Origin of the sequence: Curtobacterium sp. AB451, from assembly GCF_050585845.1 — a bacterium.
GTDB lineage: Bacteria > Actinomycetota > Actinomycetes > Actinomycetales > Microbacteriaceae > Curtobacterium.
The window spans coordinates 362433-381527 of record NZ_JBOBQG010000003.1; the positions used below are offsets into that span (position 1 = coordinate 362433).

Genomic DNA, 19095 nt, shown 5'->3' on the forward strand with positions numbered 1-19095 from the left:
GCCGTGCTCGAGGACCAGGACGTAGGCCCGGCAATGCTAGCAGGATCTCGGCGCGGTCACTACTCGCCGCGGGTGATCTTCCGGAGTCGCTCGAGTCGCGGACCGACCTCGCGCTCGAAGCCGTTCGCCGTCGGCGTGTAGTACTCGGTGCCCTCGAGCGCGTCGGGCAGGTACTGCTGCTCGGCGACACCGTGCTCGGCGTCGTGCGAGTAGACGTAGCCCTTGCCGTGACCGAGCCGCTTCGCCCCCGGGTAGTGGGCGTCGCGGAGGTGCATCGGCACGACCCCGAGCCGACCGGCCTTGACGTCGGCGATCGCGGCGTTCACGGCGTTGTAGGCGGCGTTCGACTTCGGCGCGGTCGCCAGGTAGACGACCGCCTCGGCCAGCGGGATCCGGCCCTCGGGCATGCCGATGAGCTGGACGGCCTGTGCGGCGGCGACCGCGATCGGCAGCGCCTGGGGGTCGGCCATGCCGATGTCCTCGGATGCCGAGATGATGATCCGCCTGGCGATGAACCGAGGGTCCTCCCCCGCCTCGATCATGCGTGCCAGGTAGTGGAGTGCGGCGTCGACGTCGCTCCCCCGGACGCTCTTGATGAAGGCGCTGATCACGTCGTAGTGCTCGTCGCCCTGGCGGTCGTAGCGGAGCAGTGCCCGGTCGACCGCTGCCGCGACGGTGTCGGCGTCGACGACCGGCACGGTGTCGACGCCGTCGAGCGTGCCGTCCGCGTCGTCGTCGGCCTGCGCCGCCACGGCGGAGGACGCCGCGGCCTCGAGCGCGGTCAGGGCGCGACGGGCGTCGCCGGAGGAGAGCCGGACGATGGCGCTGCGGGCTTCGTCACCGAGGACGACCGATCCGCCGAGGCCCCGCGGGTCCTCGACGGCACGGTCGACGAGCATGCCGAGGTCCTCGTCGGTGAGGGGCTTGAGCGTCAGCAGCAGCGACCGGGACAGCAGCGGCGAGATGACCGAGAACGACGGGTTCTCGGTCGTCGCCGCGATGAGGATGACCCAGCCGTTCTCGACGCCTGGCAGCAGGGCGTCCTGCTGCGCCTTGCTGAACCGGTGGATCTCGTCGAGGAACAGGACGGTGGTGGAGCCGTAGAGGTCGCGGTGGGTGAGCGCCTTCTCCATGACCTCGCGCACGTCCTTGACGCCCGCGGTGACGGCGGAGAGCTCGACGAACTCGCGACCGGACTGCCGGGCGATGGCCTGCGCCAGGGTGGTCTTGCCGGTACCGGGCGGCCCCCACAGGATCACCGAGACGCCGCCGGGGTTCTCGCGCGTGCCGGTCGCGAGCTGCACGAGGGGGCTGCCGCGGCCGAGCAGGTGCTGCTGGCCGGCGACCTCGTCGAGGCTGGTCGGCCGCATCCGGACCGCGAGCGGGACGGACCCCTGCGCCAACCCGGCGCGACCGCCGGTGGTGGGCGCACGCATGCCCGAACGGTCCGCTGCCATGTGACCAATCGTAGGCCGACCCACCGACAGGGGCGTGCCTCCAGGCCTCCGACAGAGCCGTTTCCAGTACGCTCGTCGCACACTCGACGAGAGGTACGACCAGCACCGTGGCACCGAAGAACCAGGCGCGTGACAACCGGGAGGCGCGTGAGCGCCTCCGCCTCTACACGGCACGGCAGGGCCTGCACGAACGGCAGCGGCGCCGTCGGCTGCGGGACAACGTCGTCGGTGCCGGCGTGCTCGTGCTCGTCGCCGCGCTCGCGACCGGCTCGCAGCTCGCGTTCGCCGGGTCGCAGGGCGGCGGGGCGGACGCGAGCGCGAGTGCCTCCGCGACCGCGACGCCGACCCCGTCCGCGAGTGCCACCGCGGGGAACACCGGCGACGTCCCGAGCAAGTCCATCGCGAAGGACTCCACCTGGACCGGTTCGCTCACCCTCAACAAGGACGTGAAGCTCGGCATCGAGCTGGACGGCGAGAAGGCACCCCAGGCCGCGAGCGTCGAGATCACGCTCATCCAGGAGCAGTTCTACAACGGCACCACCTGCCACCGACTCGCCGACAGCACGGGGTTCGCGTTCCTGCAGTGCGGCTCTGCGAACGGCGACGGCACCGGCGACGCCGGCTTCCAGTACGGCCCGCTCGAGAACGTCCCGAGTGACGGCAAGTACGCCAAGGGCACCATCGCCATCGCCCGCGGCTCGTCGCCGTACTCGCAGACCACGCAGTTCTTCATCGTCTACGGCGACACCACGCTGGACGGCTCCACCGGCGGCTACACCGTCGTCGGGAAGGTCACCAGCGGCCTCGACGAACTCGAGTCGAAGATCACGTCGAAGGGCATCTCCTCGGCCGGCAGCGACGGCACCGGCGAGCCGAAGGTGGCGACCAAGATCACCGGCGCGACGATCGAGCGGGAGAAGTAGTCCACAGGCTCGCCGACCCGACGGGTCGCAGATGCGCTCCGTGCAATAGGCTGACGACCTGACCGTGCCGACGGCGACGTCGGTGATGCACGACCACGATCGAGGCGAGACCTGTGGGACCTGACGAAGCAACGACCTGGGGGCGGGTCGACGAGAACGGGACGGTGTACGTCCGGTACGAGGACACCGAGAAAGCCGTCGGTGAGTACCCGGACGCGACACCCGACGAAGCCCTCGCCTACTTCGCGCGGAAGTACGCCGACCTCGAGGGGCAGGTGAAGATCGCCGAGCAGCGCGTCCAGCGTGGTGCCTCGGCGAACGACGTCGCCCGCACGGTGGAGCACCTGCAGTCCCTCGTGGCCGAGGCCCGGGTCGTCGGCGACCTCAAGTCGCTCGAGACCCGCGTCGCCGCCCTGACCGAGCAGCTCGGCTCCCTGACGAAGGAACAGGCGGAACAGGCCCAACAGGCCCTCGCGGACGCCCTGGCGCACCGCACCGCCCTGGTGGAGGAGGCCGAGGCCCTCGCCGCGGTCGACCCGGCACGGGCGCAATGGAAGCAGATCACCGCGCAGCTCGACGACGTCTTCGCACGCTGGCAGCAGCACCAGCACGACGGCCCGCGCATCCCCAAGAACGAGGCGAACGAGCTCTGGAAGCGCTTCCGCGCGGCCCGGTCGACCGTCGACCAGCACCGTCGCGCGTTCTACTCCGAGCTCGACGCGCAGCACCGCGACGCGCGCAACCGCAAGCAGGAGCTCGTGCAGCAGGCCGAGGCGCTCGCTCCCCGCGGGTCCGACGCGATCCCGGCGTACCGCGAACTGCTCGACGACTGGAAGGGCGCGGGGCGGGCCGGCAAGCGACACGACGATGCGCTCTGGGCTCGCTTCAAGGCCGCGGGTGACGTGCTGTTCGAGCAGCGCCACGCCGAGGCAGCGGCCGAGAACGTCGAGTACTCGGCGAACCTCGAAGCGAAGCAGGCCCTCCTCACCGAGGCCGAGCCGCTCCTGAAGGTCACCGACCGGGCTGCCGCACGCAAGACCCTGACGGGGATCCAGCGTCGGTGGGACGAGATCGGCAAGGTCCCCCGCGCGGACGTCCGGCGCATCGAGGACCGCCTGCGCGCCGTCGAGGACCACGTCCGCAGCCTCGAAGACGAGCACTGGAAGGCCTCCGACCCGGAGCGCAAGGCCCGTCAGACCGGTCTCGCGAGCCAGCTCGAGGACGCCATCGGCAAGCTCGAGTCCGAGCTCGCCGAGGCGCAGGCCTCCGGTGACGCCCGCAAGATCAAGGACGCCCAGGAAGCCCTCGACGCCCGCAAGATCTGGCTCGACGCCCTCGGCGGCTGATCCGTCCCGTCCGACAGACCCCGTACGACGAAGCCCCCGTGACCGATCGGTCACGGGGGCTTCGTCGTTCCAGAGGGGTCAGACGACCGCGGGCAGGCCCAGCAGCGTCCGGATGTCACGGTCGTCCTGCCGCATCTGCTCGGCGAGCTCGTCCATCGAGTCGAACTTCACCATGCCCCGCACGTACGAGACGAACAGCACCGAGATCGTGTCGCCGTAGAGGTCGATGTCGACGTCGAGCAGGTGCGCCTCGATCTGCTTCGCCGGGACCCCCTCGAACGTCGGGTTGTTGCCGACGGACACGGCAGCCGGGTACACGGTGCCGTCGTGCAGCACCCGTGCCGCGTAGACGCCGTCGGCGGGGATGAAGCCCTCGGACGCCGGGTCGAGGTTCGCCGTCGGGTAGCCCATCGCCCGGCCGCGCTCGTTCCCGTGCACGACGACGCTCCGCACGGCGTGCTCACGGCCGAGCAGCCGCGCGGCCTCGGCCACGCGGCCGTCGCCGAGGAGCTCGCGGATCCACGTCGAGGAGACCCGACGCTCGCCATCCGGACGCACGTCGTCCACCAGGTCGACGTCGTCTATGAGCTCGACGGTGAAGCCGTACCGCTGGCCCAACGTGCGCAGGAGCGCGACGTCGCCGGCGCCCTTCGCACCGAAGCGGAAGTCACTGCCGACGAACACGAGCTTCGCGTGCAGGGTGTCGACGAGGATCTCGGACACGAAGACCTCTGGTGCCTTCGACTGCAGGTCCTGGTCGAACCGGAGCAGCAAAGTGGCGTCGACCCCGACCTCGTCGAGCAGTTCCCGGCGCTGGGCGGGGCTCGTCAGCGCGGGCGGCACCTTGCCTGGGTCGATGACGTTGAGCGGGTGCCGGTCGAACGTGACGACCGTGGAGACGAGGGCGTGCTCGCGCGCGGCACGCTCGAGGTGCGCGATCACCGCGCGGTGCCCGACGTGGACGCCGTCGAACTTGCCGATGGTGACGGCGCTCGGCCCGAAGCCCTGCGCCACGTCGGCGGTGTCGTCGTAGTACTGCACGTCGGTCCCTACTCGCCGGCCGGAACGGCGGACGGGGTCGTCTCGGTCGCGGTGGCGGTGCGGTGGTGCTTGCGGAGCCACCAGAGTCCGGCCGCCGGCAGCACGAGCGGCGCGAAGGCGTAGCCCAGGCCGTAGTACGACCAGATGGTGTCGTCCGGGAACAGCTGCCGGTCGATGAGCGACAGCGTCCCGATCACGAGCACACCGGTCATCTCGAAGACGATGGTCACGCAGGCGACGCGGTACCAGAACCGACCCGGCACGATGAGCGCGATCATCGCGACGATGTACACGACCGCGGCGACGGCGCTGAGCGTGTACGCGAACGGTGCGAACGAGAACTTCTCGATGATCTGCACGACGCTGCGACCCGTCGCCGCCAGCGCGAGGATGCCGTAGACGGCGATGAGGACGCGGCCGATGCCGGTCGCGAGGGAGGATCTGGTCGCCATTGCACCGATTCTACCGACGGCGGACGACCACCATGACGCACCACGACGAACACGCAGCAGCGGGGGTGCGGCTGCGGGCGGGTCAGTTCAGGGCGAACCAGATCTGGTACATCCGGTAGACCATCACCGCGACCGTGAACGCGCCGGCACCGAGGACGACGGTGCTCCACTTCGTCCGGTCGACGAGGGCCCAGACGATGGCCGCCGGCGGGACGAGGAGCACCGACACCGCGTACACGCCGAACTCGAGTGCGTTGCCGACCGGCGGGCTGCCCGTGAGCGGCAGGACGAGCGAGATCACGCCCTGGGCGAGGAGCAGCAGCTCGATGAGTGCGAGGGACCCGACCGTGTAGTCGTTCGGCTTCCAGCCGACGAAGCCGACGACCACGGCGAAGAGCCCGGCGAGCACGGCGACGACGAGCTGGACCCACATGAACCACTCGATCACGCGCCCACCCCCGGCGCCGTCGGGAAGTTCGTGATGACGCGGAGGAGACCGCGACGCACCGAGACGAGGCCGACGAGCCGGTCCCCCTCGGTCGCGACGGCGGCGACCGGGCCGTCGGTGTCCGGGTGGTCGGCGGCGACGCGCTTGCCGTCGGCGAGGTCCTTGGCGTCGGCCGGGTCGAGCGGCACGGACGGGAAGAGCGCGCGGGCGACGTCGACCGGTCGGGCGAGTGCGGCGCGGACGTCGACGGACTCGTCCTCGAGGTCGATCGCGTCGTCGACGCTGAAGGGGCCGACCTCGGTCCGGCGGAGCGCGGTCAGGTGCGCACCGGTCCCGAGCGCGGCGCCGACGTCCCGGGCCAGGGCACGGACGTACGTTCCGGACGAGCAGGTGACGACCACGTCGAGGTCGACCACGGCGGTGTCGGTGCCGTCGACGGTCACCACACGGTCGCCCCGGCCGGTGACGTCGAAGCGCGACACCGTGACCGTGCGGGACTGCAGGACGACCGCTTCGCCCTTGCGTGCGAGGTCGTAGGCGCGGCGACCGTCGACCTTGATGGCGCTGACGGTCGAGGGCACCTGCGAGATCACGCCGCGCTGGGCGGCCACGGCCCGCTCGACCGCTTCCTCGGAGACGTCGGCGGACGCCGTGCCGACCGCGGCGGTGGGCGCACCGTCAGCGTCGTCGGAATCGGTGGAAACACCGAGGCGGATCGTCGCCGTGTACGTCTTGCCGAGGCCGACGAGGTGCGTCAGGAGCCGGGTCGACGGACCGATCCCGAGGAGCAGCAGACCGGTCGCCATCGGGTCGAGCGTGCCGGCGTGGCCGACCTTCTTCAGGCCGAGCCGACGTCGGGCGATCGAGACCACCCGGTGACTGGAGATCCCCTGCGGCTTGTCGACGAGGAGGATGCCGTCGGGCGCGGATTCGAGCACCAGAGGAGATTACCAGCGCTCCGGCCGGTCAGCAGGCGTCGTTCCACTCACGACGCGGGTGGTCCGGGTCCGTGACGTCCAGCACCGCGGAGGCCGCGATCTTGACGTCCGCACGACGCTCGAGGCGCCCGGACTCCTGCTCCACCCACAGCGACCAGCGCCAGAGCGTGCGCGTGTGGTGTGCGAGGACCCCGTGCCCGTGCACGACGAGCACGCCGGGGCCCTCGCCGGTGGAGCGGAACGGCGCGACCAGGTCCGCTCGCAGGGTGTCCACGTCGCCGGAGGGCGCCGCCGCCGCCATCGCGGACACACCGTGCTGCTCGAAGCCGCCGACGAGGCCGGCCGCGACGCGCTCGAGGTCGGTGCCGGCCTGCCCGTCGATGCCGACGACGGTCCGGTTCGTGCCGACCTGCGCGATCACCTCGGCCGCGATCGCGGCCATGGTGTCGATCTCCTGGGGTGCCCAACGTGCCATGCACCCACCGTAGGCTGTCGTGGTGAACGCGAGTCGTGCCTCCCGTCCGGATGTGGACAACCGGACCCGTCCACAGGACGCAAACCGACAAGCGGACATCGCGACACCGCTCATAGCGTGGTTCCGTGCCGAGGCACGGGACCTGCCCTGGCGACGACCGGGTTTCCCCGCGTGGGGCACGCTGGTCAGCGAGATCATGCTGCAGCAGACCCAGGTCGCGCGCGTCGTCCCCCGACTGGAGGCGTGGCTCACGAGGTGGCCGACGCCTGCGGACCTCGCGGCCGCGCCCCCGGCGGACGCGGTGCGGGCCTGGGACCGGCTCGGCTACCCGAGACGGGCACTCGCCCTGCACGCGGCCGCGACGGCGATCGCCGAGCAGCACGGCAACGTCGTGCCACGGGACGTCGATGCGCTGCTCGCGCTGCCCGGCATCGGCGACTACACGGCGCGGGCGGTCGCGGTCTTCGCCTACGGCGACCGGCACCCGGTCGTCGACGTCAACGTCCGTCGTGTGCTCGCCCGCGCGCTGCTCGGGCAGGGCGAGCCCGGCCCGGCGAAGGCGAAGCGCGACCTGCCGCTCATGGAGTCGGTGCTGCCGGAGGACCGCGACGACGCGGCGGCGACGAACGCCGCGGTGATGGAGCTCGGCGCGCTCGTCTGCGTCGCCCGCTCCCCCGCCTGCGACGCCTGTCCGATCGCGGACCGTTGCGCCTGGCGCGCCGCCGGGTACCCCGAGCACGACGGGCCACGGGCCCCGCGGCAGGCGAAGTTCTCCGGCAGCGACCGCCAGGTGCGCGGGCTCATCATGGCGGAGCTGCGCGCCAGCGACGTCCCGGTCACCCGCGACGAGATCGAACCGGTGTGGCCGGACGCCGAACAGCGGGACCGGGCGCTCGCGTCGCTCCTGCGCGACGGACTGGCCGTCGGGGACGACGCGAGCGGCTACCGGCTCCCGGAGGGCTGACCGGACGGATCAGGCACGCGCCTCGTCGGCGTCGTCCTCGTCCTCGTCCTCGTCCTCGTCCTCGTCCTCGTCCTCGTGCTTGTACGGGTCGGCGTCGCCGGCGTAGCTCGCACCGGCCGCCGCCGCACGGACCTGCTCGTCACGCACCTGGGCCTGCACGAGCAGGTCCTCCATGTGCGCCGAGGTCTCCGGCAGCGCGTCGGCGATGAACTCGAGCGACGGGGTGAGCCGTGCGGTGATGTTCTTGCCGACCTCGGACCGGAGCATGCCCGTCGCGGCCTTGAGCGCCGCCGCGGAGTCGGCGCGTTCCTCGTCGGTGCCGTACACGGTGTAGAAGATCGACGCGTGCTGCAGGTCACCGGTCACACGGACGTCGGTGATCGTCACGAACCCGAGCCGCGGGTCGCGCAGCCCCTTGTCGAGTCGGCGTGCGACGACTTCCTTGATGCGGTCCGCCATCTTGCGTGCGCGCTGCGGATCGGCCATGGGTGCCTCCTGTGGAGATGTCTTGCTCTGGAACGGGGCTGGGCCCCGGCCTCCCGTGAAGGAAGCCGGGGCCCAGGGTAGTCACGCGATCAGTCGCGCGGCTTCTCGACGAGCTCGGTGGTCTCGATCTCGTCGCCGATCTGGATGTCGTTGAACTTGCCCAGACCGATACCGGCTTCGAAGTCCGTGCGGACCTCGGTGACGTCGTCCTTGAAGCGACGCAGCGACTCGATGGCCAGACCATCGGCGAGCACCACGCCTTCTCGGATGACGCGCGCCTTGGCGTTGCGCGTGATCGTGCCGGAGCGGACGATGACACCCGCGATGTTGCCGAACTTCGAGGAACGGAACACCTCGCGGATCTCGGCGACACCCGACTGGACCTCTTCGTACTCGGGCTTGAGCATGCCCTTGAGGGACTGCTCGATGTCCTCGAGTGCGTTGTAGATGACCGAGTAGAAGCGCACGTCGATGCCTTCGCGCGCCGCACGCTCGCGGGCCTTGACGTCCGGGCGGACGTTGAAGCCGACGACGATCGCGTTGTCGATCGTGGCCAGGTCGATGTCCGACTCCGTGATCGCACCGACGCCGCGGTGCAGGATCCGGAGCTGGACGCTGTCGTCGACCTCGATGTCCAGGAGCGACTGCTCGAGTGCCTCGACGGCACCGGAGACGTCACCCTTGATGATGAGGTTGAGCGAGTCGACCTTGCCCTCTTCGAGTGCACGGGTGAAGTCCTCGAGCGAGATGCGCTTGCGGGCCTTGGCCAGCTGGGCGTTGCGCTCGGCGGCTTCACGCTTCTCGGCGATCTGACGTGCCGTGCGGTCCTCTTCGGTGACGAGGAACGTGTCGCCGGCGCGGGGCACCGAGGACAGACCCTGCACCTGGACCGGGCGACTCGGCGTCGCGGCCTTGACCGCCACGCCGTTCTCGTCGGTCATCGCACGGACGCGACCGTAGGCCGTGCCCGCGACGATGGCGTCGCCGACGTGCAGCGTGCCGGACTGGATGAGCACGGTCGCAACCGAACCACGGCCCTTGTCGAGGCGTGCTTCGATCGCCACACCGCGGGCGTCCTTGTCGGGGTTCGCACGCAGGTCGAGACCGGCGTCGGCCGTGAGCAGCACCGCGTCCAGGAGGTCCTGGATACCGATGTTCTGACGAGCCGAGACGTCGACGAACATGACGTCGCCGCCGTACTCCTCGGCCACCAGGTTGTACTCGGTGAGCTGCTGGCGGACCTTGGCCGGGTTCGCGCCTTCCTTGTCGATCTTGTTCACCGCGACCACGATCGGCACACCGGCCGACTGCGCGTGGTTCAGTGCCTCGATCGTCTGGGGCATGATGCCGTCGTCCGCCGCGACCACGAGGATCGCGATGTCCGTCACCTGGGCACCACGGGCACGCATGGCCGTGAAGGCCTCGTGACCAGGGGTGTCGATGAAGGTGATCGGGCGCTCGATGCCCTCGTGCTCGGTGACGATCTGGTACGCACCGATGTGCTGGGTGATGCCACCGGCCTCGCCCTCGACGACCTTCGAGTTGCGGATGGCGTCGAGCAGGCGGGTCTTGCCGTGGTCGACGTGACCCATGACGGTGACCACCGGGGGCCGCTGCTGCAGCACCGAGTCGTCCTCGTCGTCCAGCTCGGCCTCGAGGTCGATGTCGAAGCCCTCGAGGAGCTCCTTGTCCTCGTCCTCGGGCGAGACGATCTGGATCTTGTAGCCCAGCTCCTCGCCGAGGACCTCGAACGTGGCCTCGTCCAGCGACTCGGTCGCGGTCGCCATCTCACCGAGGTGGAACAGCACCGTCACCAGGTTGCCGGGGCTCGCGTCGATCTTGTCCGCGAAGTCCGAGATGCTCGCACCGCGACGCAGACGGACGACCGTGTTGCCGTCGCCACGAGGGACCTGCACACCGCCGAGCGACGGCGCCTGCCGCATCTCGTACTCGGCGCGCTTCGTCCGCTTCGACTTGCGGGCACGGCTCTTGCCGCCACCGCGACCGAACGCACCAGCGGTACCGCCACCGGGGCCACGACCGCGGCCGCCGCCACCGGCGGGACGCGGGCCGCTGAAGGCCGGACGCGGGAAGCCGCCACCGGCACCACCGGCACCGCCCGGACGACCACCGGGGCCGCCACGACCGCCGCCACCCTGGCCCGGGCGCTGCCCGAAGCCGTTCGGACGGTTGCCCTGACCGGGACCACCGGGACGCGGCGCACCCGGACGGGGAACGCCCGGACGCGGCGGGGCGGGACGCGGGATGCCGTTGCCGCCACCGGCGCCGCCGGCGGGGCGCTGGCCCATGCCCTGGTTGGACGAGTACGGGTTGTTGCCCGGACGCGGCGGGCGCGAGCCCATGCCCTGGCTCGACGCGTAGGGGTTGTTGCCGGGGCGTGCGCCCGGCTTCGGGCCACCCGGCTTCGGGCCGGCTGCGGCACCGGGCTTCGGTGCGCCGCCGGGCTTGACGGCGTCGCCCTTCGGCTCGGCTGCTGCGTCGGGACCGGCGTCGCCGGACTTCTCGGCAGCGGCCTTCTCGGCAGCGGCGGCCTTGCGAGCAGCCTCGGCCTCGGCCTGTCGCTGGGCGACGGACTTCGGGGCGGCCGGGGTCGGCACGTCGGCGGCGGGCGCCTGCACCTCGGGCTCGGGGGTGGGGGCCGGACGGACCGGACCGGGGCGGGGGCCGCCGGGCTTCGGTGCGCCCGACTTCGGCGCCGCGGTCTTGGCCGGCGCGGTCGGGGTCTGTGCCGCAGCGGGCTTCGACGCCGAGGCGCCGTCAGCCTGCAACGCAGCGCGGAGCTTGCGTGCGACGGGGGGTTCGACACTGGAGCTCGGGCCCTTGACGAACTCGCCGAGTTCCTTGAGCTTCTCCATTGCGGTCTTGCTGTCGACACCGAGTTCGGATGCGATCTCGTGTACGCGTGGTTTTGCCACTGTTCTCCTTCACGGGTCCCACCCCGTGCAAGGGGCAGGACTCAATGGATGACGGGTCTCATTTCGAGCCGCTCATCAGTTGTCCATAAGCCGTTCAGCCTGTTCTGTCATGTCCTGGTCGCGTGCCTGAGGTTCGGGGCGCCGGAGCGCTTCGAGGTAGTCACGGACCGCGGACGTGTCCGGTTCATGATCGAGCCGGAGCGCCCGGCGGAAAGCCCGGCGCTTGACGGCCTGATCATGTGCTTCGACGGTCGGTGTGAGCCACGCTCCCCGCCCCGGCATGACTGCCTTCGGGTCCGCCACGACACGACCGTCGCTCAGGGCGACGACACGGAGGAGGGAGGACCGGGGAGCACGACGGCGACTGCCGATGCATGTTCTGACGGGAACCACCTTACTCCTCCCCTCCGACGACCGCGATCCGGCGCGCCCGGATCGGACGTGCCACGAGCGAAACCGTCAGTCCTCGCCGTCCAGGATCGAGTCCGGCTGGATGTCGATCCGGGCACCGGTGAGCTTCGCGGCGAGGCGGGCGTTCTGCCCTTCCTTGCCGATCGCGAGCGACAGCTGGTAGTCCGGCACGAGGGCGCGGACGGCCTTCGTCGAGGCGTCGAGCACGAAGGCGCTCGTCACCTTGGCCGGCGACAGCGCGCTCGCCACGAACGAGGCCAGGTCGGACGAGTAGTCGACGATGTCGATCTTCTCGGCGCCGAGCTCGGTCGTCACGGCGCGGACGCGGGCACCGAGCTCGCCGATGCACGCACCCTTGGCGTTCACGCCGGGCTCGTTGGCCTTGACCGCGATCTTCGTGCGGTGTCCGGCCTCGCGGGCGAGGGAGGTGATCTCCACGACACCGGACGCGATCTCCGGCACCTCGAGCGCGAAGAGCTTGCGGACCAGGCCCGGGTGCGTGCGCGACACGGTGATCTGCGGGCCCTTGGCACCACGACCGACGCTCGTCACGTACACGCGGATGCGCGAACCGTGCTTGTACTCCTCGCCGGGCACCTGCTCCTCGGGTGGGAGGATCGCCTCGACCGTGCCGAGGTCGACGTGCACCATCTTCGGGTTCGGGCCCTGCTGGACCACGCCCGCGACGATGTCGCCCTCCTTGCCGCGGAACTCGCCGAGGATCTTGTCGTCGCCGATGTCGCGCAGGCGCTGGTTGATGACCTGCTTCGCGGCGAAGGCGGCGATGCGGCCGAAGTCGTTCGGCTGGTCGACGGCTTCGCCGATGACGGCGCCCTCGTCGTCGCGCTCGGGCACGAAGACGGACACCTCGCCCGACTTGCGGTCGAGCTCGACGCGGGTCTGCGCGTCGACGGGTTCCTCGTTCTCCGCGCGGTGCTTCTGGTACGCGGTCAGGATGGCCTGTTCGATGATCTGGACGAGTTCGTCGAACGGGATCTCCCGCTCACGCTCCATGAGTCGCAGGACTGCGAGATCGATCTTCACCGAGGGCCTCCGTATTCAGATGAGTCGCTTCCGCGGATGGAACGGCGCGGAAGTCGGCGACCAGACTACCGCACTGCGGGTGGCGGACCCGGCCGGAGGACGGACGAGAGGTGGGCCCCGCCCGCCGGTGCCCGCGCACCGCGCCAGCCGGGTGACGGCCGAGACGGGAGGCGCGGTGCCAGCTGGCACCGCGCCTCCCGTCCGCTGGTCGGTCGCGTCTAGATCGCGCGGATCGCCTCGAGCAGCTCGGCCACGGGCACGTCGCGGCGTTCGCCGCTCGCGCGGTTCCACAGCTCGACGACGCCGTCGGCGGCGCCGCGACCCGCGACGACGACGATCGGCATGCCGAGGAGCTCGGCGTCGCGGAGCTTCACGCCCGGCGAGACCTTCGGGCGGTCGTCGTAGAGGACCTCGAAGCGCTCGCCCTCAAGGTCGTCGACGATCGACGTCGCCAGGTCGTAGGCGACCTCGTCCTTGCCGGTCGCGACGACGTGCACGTCGAACGGTGCGACGTTCTTCGGCCAGGCGAGGCCCTTCTCGTCGTTGTGCGCCTCGGCCAGGATCGCGAGGATGCGCGTCACGCCGATGCCGTACGAGCCCATCGTGACCGTGGCGAGCTTGCCGTTCTCGTCCTGCACCTTGAGGCCCAGCGCCTCGGCGTACTTCCGCCCCAGCTGGAAGACGTGGCCGATCTCCATGCCACGAGCGGTCTCGAGCGGGCCGGAGCCGTCCGGTGCGGGGTCGCCGGCGCGGACGTCGGAGACCTCGGCCACGCCGTCGGCGACGAAGTCACGACCGGCGACGAGACCGGACACGTGCACGCCGCGCTCGTTGGCGCCCGTGACCCACGCGGTGCCGTCGACCACGCGGGGGTCGACGAAGTAGCGGATGCCGGTCGCGCTGTCGGCGCCGAGGACCTGCGGGCCGATGTAGCCCTTCACCAGGCCCCGGTGCTTGCGGAAGTCGTCGTCCCCCGCGGGCTCGACCTCGGCCGGGGCGAACGCCACCTCGGCGCGCTTCAGGTCGACGTCGCGGTCGCCGGGCAGGCCGACGACCACGACCTCGCGGGTGCCGTCGAGGTGCGTCAGCGCGAGGACGACGTTCTTCAGCGTGTCGGCGGCCGTCCAGGGGGCGCCGTCGCGCGGGGCGACCGCGTTCGCGTGTGCCACGAGCGTGTCGATCGTGGGGGTGTCCGACTCGGGCAGGAGCACCGCTTCCGGCTGGCCCTCGATCGGCAGCGCGTCCGGGACGGGTGTGACGTAGGCCTCGACGTTGGCCGCGTAGCCGCCGGCGCTGCGGACGAAGGTGTCCTCGCCAACGCCGATCGGGTGCAGGAACTCCTCGGACTTCGAGCCGCCCATCGCGCCGGCGTCCGCCTTGACGATGACGTACTCGAGGCCGAGGCGCGCGAAGATCTTCTCGTAGGCGTCACGCATGACCTGGTAGCTGCGCTCGAGGCCCTCGTCGGTGAGGTCGAACGAGTACGCGTCCTTCATGGTGAACTCGCGGCCGCGCAGGAGGCCGGCGCGGGGGCGTGCCTCGTCGCGGTACTTGTCCTGGATCTGGAACAGCGTGACCGGCAGGTCCTTGTACGAGCCGTACAGGTCCTTCACCAGGAGCGCGAACATCTCCTCGTGCGTGGGCGCGAGCAGGTAGTCGGCGCCCTTGCGGTCCTGCAGGCGGAACATGCCGTCGCCGTACTCGGTCCAGCGGTTCGTCGCCTCGTACGGTTCGCGGGGCAGCAGCGCGGGGAGCAGGACCTCCTGCGCGCCGGCGGCCACCATCTCCTCGCGGATGATCGCCTCGATGCGGGCGCGGACCTTCAGCCCGAGCGGCAGCCACGCGAAGATCCCCGGGGACTGGCGACGGACGTAGCCGGCGCGGACGAGGAGCTTGGCGCTCGTCACCTCGGCGTCGGAGGGGTCGTCGCGGAGCGTACGGAGGAACAGATGCGAAAGCCGTGTGACCACGGGGCAAGCCTAGCGGCGGTGCGGGGCGGGCGGCGCTCGGGGTCGCGGGCGGCTTCCGCGCCGGGCTGCCAGTCCGACGCGAACGCGCACCGTGCGAGGTTCGCCAACCGGTGCGGCGCCAGCCGCTCCGTGCGCGCCTACAGACCCGCACCCAGCAAGCAAGCTCGCACGGGACGGCGAACGCAGCACGGTGCGGGCCGGGGCTGCGCGGCCGCGAACGCAGCACGGTGCGGGCCGGGGCTGCGCGCCGGCGAACGCAGCACGGTGCGGGCCGGGGCTGGGGGCGGTAGCCGCACCGCGCCTTCAGGCCGACGCGACCGCGCACCGTGCGAGGTTCGCCAGCCGGTGCGGCGCCAGCCGCTCCGTGCGCGCCTACAGACCCGCACCCAGCAGGCAAGCTCGCACGGGATGGCGAACCGAGCACGGTGCGGGCCGGGGCTGCGCGGCGGCGAACGCAGCACGGTGCGGGCCGGGGCTGCGCGCGGTAGCCGCACCGCGCCTCCAGGCCGACGCGACCACGCACCGTGCGAGGTTCGCCAGCCGGTGCGGCGCCAGCCGCTCCGTGCCCGCCTACAGACCCGCACCCAGCAGGCAAGCTCGCACGGGACAGCGAACGCGGCACGGTGCGGGCCGCGGCCGCGCGGCGGCGAACGCAGCACGGTGCGGGCCGCGGCTGCGCGCGGCGGCCGCACCGCGCCTCCAGGCCGACGCGACCGCGCACCGTGCGAGGTTCGCCAGCCGGTGCGGCGCCAGCCGCTCCGTGCGCGCCTACAGACCCGCACCCAGCGAGCAACCCCGCACGGGACGGGGAACCCAGCACGGTGCGCACGCCCCAACCCGCACCCGGCACACCCCGCCCCAGGCCGGCACACCCCGCCCAACCGGGCTCACCCCGCCCGACCGGGCTCACCCCACCCGACCCACACCACGACGGACCGGAGGCCCGGCGCCACCTGGCACCGGGCCTCCGATCAGCGGAGCAACGCGCCCGCGACTACGACGTGACGACGAGCGGCTTGCCGGTCCCGGCGGCCGGCCCCATCTCGTCCGCGAGCCGGTTCGCCTCGGTGATGAGCGTCTGGACGATCTCGGCCTCGGGGACGGTCTTGATGACCTCGCCCTTGACGAAGATCTGCCCCTTGCCGTTGCCGGACGCGACGCCGAGGTCGGCCTCACGAGCCTCGCCCGGGCCGTTCACGACACAGCCCATGACGGCGACGCGCAGCGGGACGGTCATGCCCTCGAGCCCCTTCGTCACGTCGTTCGCCAGCTGGTAGACGTCGACCTGGGCACGGCCGCAGCTCGGGCAGGAGACGATCTCGAGCTTGCGCTCGCGCAGGTTGAGGGACTGCAGGATCTGCAGGCCGACCTTGACCTCTTGCGCGGGCGGGGCGGAGAGGGACACACGGATGGTGTCGCCGATGCCCTCGGCCAGCAGGATGCCGAACGCCGTGGCGCTCTTGATGGTGCCCTGGAACTCGGGGCCGGCCTCGGTCACGCCGAGGTGCAGCGGCCAGTCCCCCGCGGCGGCGAGCTGGCGGTAGGCCTTCACCATGACGATCGGGTCGTTGTGCTTGACCGAGATCTTGAAGTCGTGGAAGTCGTGCTCCTCGAACAGCGAGGCTTCCCACACGGCGGACTCGACGAGCGCCTCGGGCGTGGCCTTGCCGTACTTCTGCAGCAGGCTCGGCTCGAGCGACCCGGCGTTGACGCCGATGCGGAGGGAGACGCCGGCGTCCTTCGCGGCTTTGGCGATGGCACCGACCTGGTCGTCGAACTTCCGGATGTTGCCCGGGTTCACTCGGACCGCGGCGCACCCGGCGTCGATGGCCTGGAAGACGTACTTCGGCTGGAAGTGGATGTCGGCGATCACCGGGATCTGCGACTTCTTCGCGATGATCGGCAGCGCGTCGGCGTCGTCCTGGCTCGGCACGGCGACCCGCACGATGTCACAGCCCGAGGCCGTGAGCTCGGCGATCTGCTGCAGCGTCGCGTTGATGTTCGTCGTCGGCGTCGTGGTCATCGACTGGACGGAGACCGGCGCGTCGCCGCCCACGAGGACCTTGCCGACCCGGATCTGCCGGGACTTGCGGCGTGGGCTCAGGGTTTCGGGGACTTTCGGCAGACCGAGGTTCACTGCAGGCACGAGGTGCACTCTACGCGCTCCCGGTGACGGCCCGCCCCGCGCGCGCAGGATGCTCAGACGACCGTGATGAGCGGCGCGTACAGGCGCATCGCCGCGAGTGCCCGCTCGTGGTCCTCGTCGCTGGCTCCGGCGCACGCCTCGGCGACGACCGTCACGGTGGCGCCCGCGTCGGCCGCCGCCAGCGCGGTGGAGAGGACGCAGCAGTCGGTGGACACGCCGACCAGGACGAGGTGCGGACGGTCGCCGGTCACGGCCTGGAGGCGCGTCCCCCACTTGCCGAAGGACGTCTCGGTGACGACGGGGTCGCGTCGGTCCGCGGCGGCCGTCGCGAACGGCTCGGTCAGGTCCCAGAGCGGGTCGGTGTCCGGCACGAGCGCGAACGGCCACTCGCGGTAGTACGGCACCCACGCACCCTGCGGGTGCTCAGGAGCGACGAAGCGCGTGAACACCGTGCGGCCGGTGAACCGCGGCAGGAGCCGTTCGATCCCGGCGGCGGCGTGGTCGAACCGGAGGGTCGCCCAGGGGCTGTCGCCGGTGAAGACCTCCTGCATGTCCACGACGACGAGCCACGCGTCGTCCGGCAACCCCGCGACGGCGTCGTCCACCGCGCTCACGCCTGCTCCTGCCGTCGGACGGAACCCCGGGCGAACGCCAGCGTCCCGACGAACCCGACGACGAGCGCGACGAGCACCCCGAGGTTCGCGTACGCCCACGCACCCGTGCGGCCGCCGAGGCCGAACGGCTCGAGCAGGTAGCCCTGCCAGTTGAGCCAGGACGGCACCCCGAAGGTGTTCGTCACGAGTCCCCAGCCGAGGGCGCTCCCGACGACCACGAGCCCGACGGCGAGCCAGCGCACGTCGCCGTAGCGGCCGCGGCGGTCCTCGAGCTCCCGCTCGGCGTAGGGCGCCCGGCGGATGACGACGTCGGCGACGAAGACCCCGCACCACGCGGCGATCGGCACACCGAGGGTCACGAGGAACGCTTGGAACGGCTGGATGAACGAGTCGGCGAAGAACACCACGTAGACGGCACCGGCGACCATGAACACGCCGTCCACCCCGGCCGCGACGGGCCGCGGGATCCGGATGCCGGCGCTCAGCAGGGCGAGCCCGGAGCTGTAGATGTCGAGGACCGCGCCGCCGACGAGCCCGAGGACCGCGACGAGCGCGAACGGGATGAGGAACCACACCGGCAGCACCGTCGTCAGCGCCCCGATCGGGTCGGCGGCGATCGCCGTGTTGAGGTCCTTCGAGGAACCGGCGAGCAGGACACCGAGGACGACGAGCACGATCGGTGCGAGGGCCCCGCCGAACGTGGTCCACCAGACGACCCCGCGCGTCGAGGCCGACCGCGGCAGGTACCGCGAGTAGTCCGCCGCGGCGTTCACCCAGCCGAGGCCGAACCCGGTCATCACGAGCACGAGCGCGCCGACGACGTTCTGGGCACTCCCGGCCGGCAGCGCGGCGATGGCGCCGAGGTCGATCGACGGCAGTGCCAGCACGACGTAGACGACGGTGAGCACCGCGGTGATGACCGTGATCCACGTCTGCAGGCGCATGATCACGTCGAACCCGGCGATGCCCGCACCGACGACGAGCGCCGCGACGACCACGAGCGCGACGAGCTTCGTCAGGACGCCGCCGTCCCACCCGAGTTCCCGGAACACCGTCGAGGTCGCGAGGACCGCCGCCGACGCGAGCGCGGTCTCCCACCCGACGGTGAGGATCCAGCTGAGGAACGCGGGCAGGCGGTTCCCGCGCACGCCGAACGCGGCACGACCGAGCACCATCGTCGGCGCCGAGCCCCGCTTGCCGGCGATCGCCACGATGCCGCACAGCAGGAACGAGAACGCGACCCCGATCACCGAGACGATCGTGGCCTGCCAGAACGAGATGCCGAACCCGAGGACGAACGAGCCGTAGGACAGGCCGAGCACCGAGATGTTCGCGGCGAACCACGGCCAGAAGAGGTCGCTCGGACGTCCCTTCCGGTCGGACTCGGCGATGACGTCGGTGCCCTGCCGCTCGACCGTGCGGACTTCCGGAGCTGTGCTCATGT

At 71.4% G+C, this 19095-nt stretch carries 17 protein-coding genes; 3 read left to right on the top strand and 14 right to left on the bottom strand.

Annotated elements, in window-relative coordinates; genetic code table 11:
• Positions 1–59: 59 nt before the first annotated feature.
• Positions 60–1436, bottom strand: a complete 1377-nt coding sequence (locus ACQXVK_RS08700) for a replication-associated recombination protein A (RefSeq protein WP_430853444.1) — start codon at positions 1434–1436, stop codon at positions 60–62.
• Between the two features lie 128 nt (positions 1437–1564).
• On the opposite strand from ACQXVK_RS08700, the gene ACQXVK_RS08705 reads away from it, so the two are divergent.
• On the top strand, positions 1565–2380 hold the full coding sequence (locus ACQXVK_RS08705) for a peptidylprolyl isomerase (protein ID WP_430853291.1): 816 nt from the start codon (positions 1565–1567) through the stop codon (positions 2378–2380).
• Positions 2381–2493: 113 nt separating this feature from the next.
• Positions 2494–3726, top strand: coding sequence for a DUF349 domain-containing protein (locus ACQXVK_RS08710; RefSeq protein ID WP_430853292.1), 1233 nt, complete (start codon positions 2494–2496; stop codon positions 3724–3726).
• Between the two features lie 78 nt (positions 3727–3804).
• Here ACQXVK_RS08710 and ACQXVK_RS08715 read toward each other — a convergent pair whose 3' ends face one another.
• From ACQXVK_RS08715 to ACQXVK_RS08735, 5 genes are all read right to left on the bottom strand, one after another.
• Positions 3805–4767, bottom strand: coding sequence for a bifunctional riboflavin kinase/FAD synthetase (locus ACQXVK_RS08715; RefSeq protein ID WP_430853293.1), 963 nt, complete (start codon positions 4765–4767; stop codon positions 3805–3807).
• Positions 4768–4775: 8 nt separating this feature from the next.
• Positions 4776–5219, bottom strand: coding sequence for a hypothetical protein (locus ACQXVK_RS08720; RefSeq protein WP_416393352.1), 444 nt, complete (start codon positions 5217–5219; stop codon positions 4776–4778).
• 82 nt (positions 5220–5301) lie between these two features.
• Positions 5302–5667 (bottom strand): hypothetical protein, encoded by a 366-nt coding sequence (locus ACQXVK_RS08725; protein ID WP_430853294.1) that lies wholly within the window; start codon positions 5665–5667, stop codon positions 5302–5304.
• Positions 5664–6605 carry a tRNA pseudouridine(55) synthase TruB gene (truB, locus tag ACQXVK_RS08730; protein WP_402263254.1) on the bottom strand — a complete coding sequence of 314 codons (942 nt, stop codon included), beginning with the start codon at positions 6603–6605 and terminating at the stop codon, positions 5664–5666. Before truB ends, ACQXVK_RS08725 begins: the two co-directional genes overlap by 4 nt.
• Positions 6606–6633: 28 nt before the next feature.
• Positions 6634–7080, bottom strand: a complete 447-nt coding sequence (locus tag ACQXVK_RS08735) for a hypothetical protein (protein WP_022905482.1) — start codon at positions 7078–7080, stop codon at positions 6634–6636.
• Positions 7081–7276: 196 nt separating this feature from the next.
• On the opposite strand from ACQXVK_RS08735, the gene ACQXVK_RS08740 reads away from it, so the two are divergent.
• Positions 7277–8044 (top strand): A/G-specific adenine glycosylase, encoded by a 768-nt coding sequence (locus tag ACQXVK_RS08740; protein ID WP_430853295.1) that lies wholly within the window; start codon positions 7277–7279, stop codon positions 8042–8044.
• 9 nt (positions 8045–8053) lie between these two features.
• Here the strand turns inward: ACQXVK_RS08740 and rbfA are convergent, their stop codons facing one another.
• From rbfA to ACQXVK_RS08780, 8 genes are all read right to left on the bottom strand, one after another.
• Positions 8054–8530 carry a 30S ribosome-binding factor RbfA gene (gene rbfA / locus ACQXVK_RS08745; protein WP_430853296.1) on the bottom strand — a complete coding sequence of 159 codons (477 nt, stop codon included), beginning with the start codon at positions 8528–8530 and terminating at the stop codon, positions 8054–8056.
• Positions 8531–8619: 89 nt separating this feature from the next.
• The gene (gene infB, locus ACQXVK_RS08750; RefSeq protein WP_430853297.1) at positions 8620–11466 is read right to left on the bottom strand and encodes a translation initiation factor IF-2; all 2847 of its coding nucleotides are present in this window, start codon (positions 11464–11466) and stop codon (positions 8620–8622) included.
• A 75-nt stretch (positions 11467–11541) separates the two neighbouring features.
• Positions 11542–11859, bottom strand: a complete 318-nt coding sequence (locus ACQXVK_RS08755; RefSeq protein ID WP_083857828.1) for a YlxR family protein — start codon at positions 11857–11859, stop codon at positions 11542–11544.
• Between the two features lie 66 nt (positions 11860–11925).
• Entirely contained in the window at positions 11926–12921 is a 996-nt protein-coding gene (gene nusA / locus ACQXVK_RS08760; protein WP_430853298.1) for a transcription termination factor NusA, read from the bottom strand.
• Between the two features lie 218 nt (positions 12922–13139).
• Positions 13140–14891, bottom strand: a complete 1752-nt coding sequence (locus ACQXVK_RS08765) for a proline--tRNA ligase (protein ID WP_430853299.1) — start codon at positions 14889–14891, stop codon at positions 13140–13142.
• A gap of 994 nt (positions 14892–15885) precedes the next feature.
• A complete protein-coding gene (ispG, locus tag ACQXVK_RS08770) occupies positions 15886–17016 on the bottom strand; it encodes a flavodoxin-dependent (E)-4-hydroxy-3-methylbut-2-enyl-diphosphate synthase (RefSeq protein WP_031261050.1) in 1131 nt (376 codons plus the stop codon).
• Positions 17017–17090: 74 nt separating this feature from the next.
• The gene (locus ACQXVK_RS08775; RefSeq protein ID WP_022905476.1) at positions 17091–17651 is read right to left on the bottom strand and encodes a cysteine hydrolase family protein; all 561 of its coding nucleotides are present in this window, start codon (positions 17649–17651) and stop codon (positions 17091–17093) included.
• Complete coding sequence (locus tag ACQXVK_RS08780; RefSeq protein WP_430853300.1) at positions 17648–19093, bottom strand: purine-cytosine permease family protein; 1446 nt, start codon at positions 19091–19093, stop codon at positions 17648–17650. The genes ACQXVK_RS08775 and ACQXVK_RS08780 overlap by 4 nt, the downstream gene beginning before the upstream one ends.
• Positions 19094–19095 lie beyond the last annotated feature (2 nt).

What these genes read in the sequence shown, in the direction of transcription:
- ACQXVK_RS08735 (WP_022905482.1), bottom strand. Translation starts at nt 7,080, where the DNA reads ATGGCACGTTGGGCACCCCAGGAGATCGACACCATGGCCGCGATCGCG.
- ACQXVK_RS08700 (WP_430853444.1), bottom strand. Translation starts at nt 1,436, where the DNA reads ATGCGTGCGCCCACCACCGGCGGTCGCGCCGGGTTGGCGCAGGGGTCC.
- ACQXVK_RS08720 (WP_416393352.1), bottom strand. Translation starts at nt 5,219, where the DNA reads ATGGCGACCAGATCCTCCCTCGCGACCGGCATCGGCCGCGTCCTCATC.
- ACQXVK_RS08740 (WP_430853295.1), top strand. Translation starts at nt 7,277, where the DNA reads ATGCTGCAGCAGACCCAGGTCGCGCGCGTCGTCCCCCGACTGGAGGCG.
- rbfA (WP_430853296.1), bottom strand. Translation starts at nt 8,530, where the DNA reads ATGGCCGATCCGCAGCGCGCACGCAAGATGGCGGACCGCATCAAGGAA.
- ACQXVK_RS08780 (WP_430853300.1), bottom strand. Translation starts at nt 19,093, where the DNA reads ATGAGCACAGCTCCGGAAGTCCGCACGGTCGAGCGGCAGGGCACCGAC.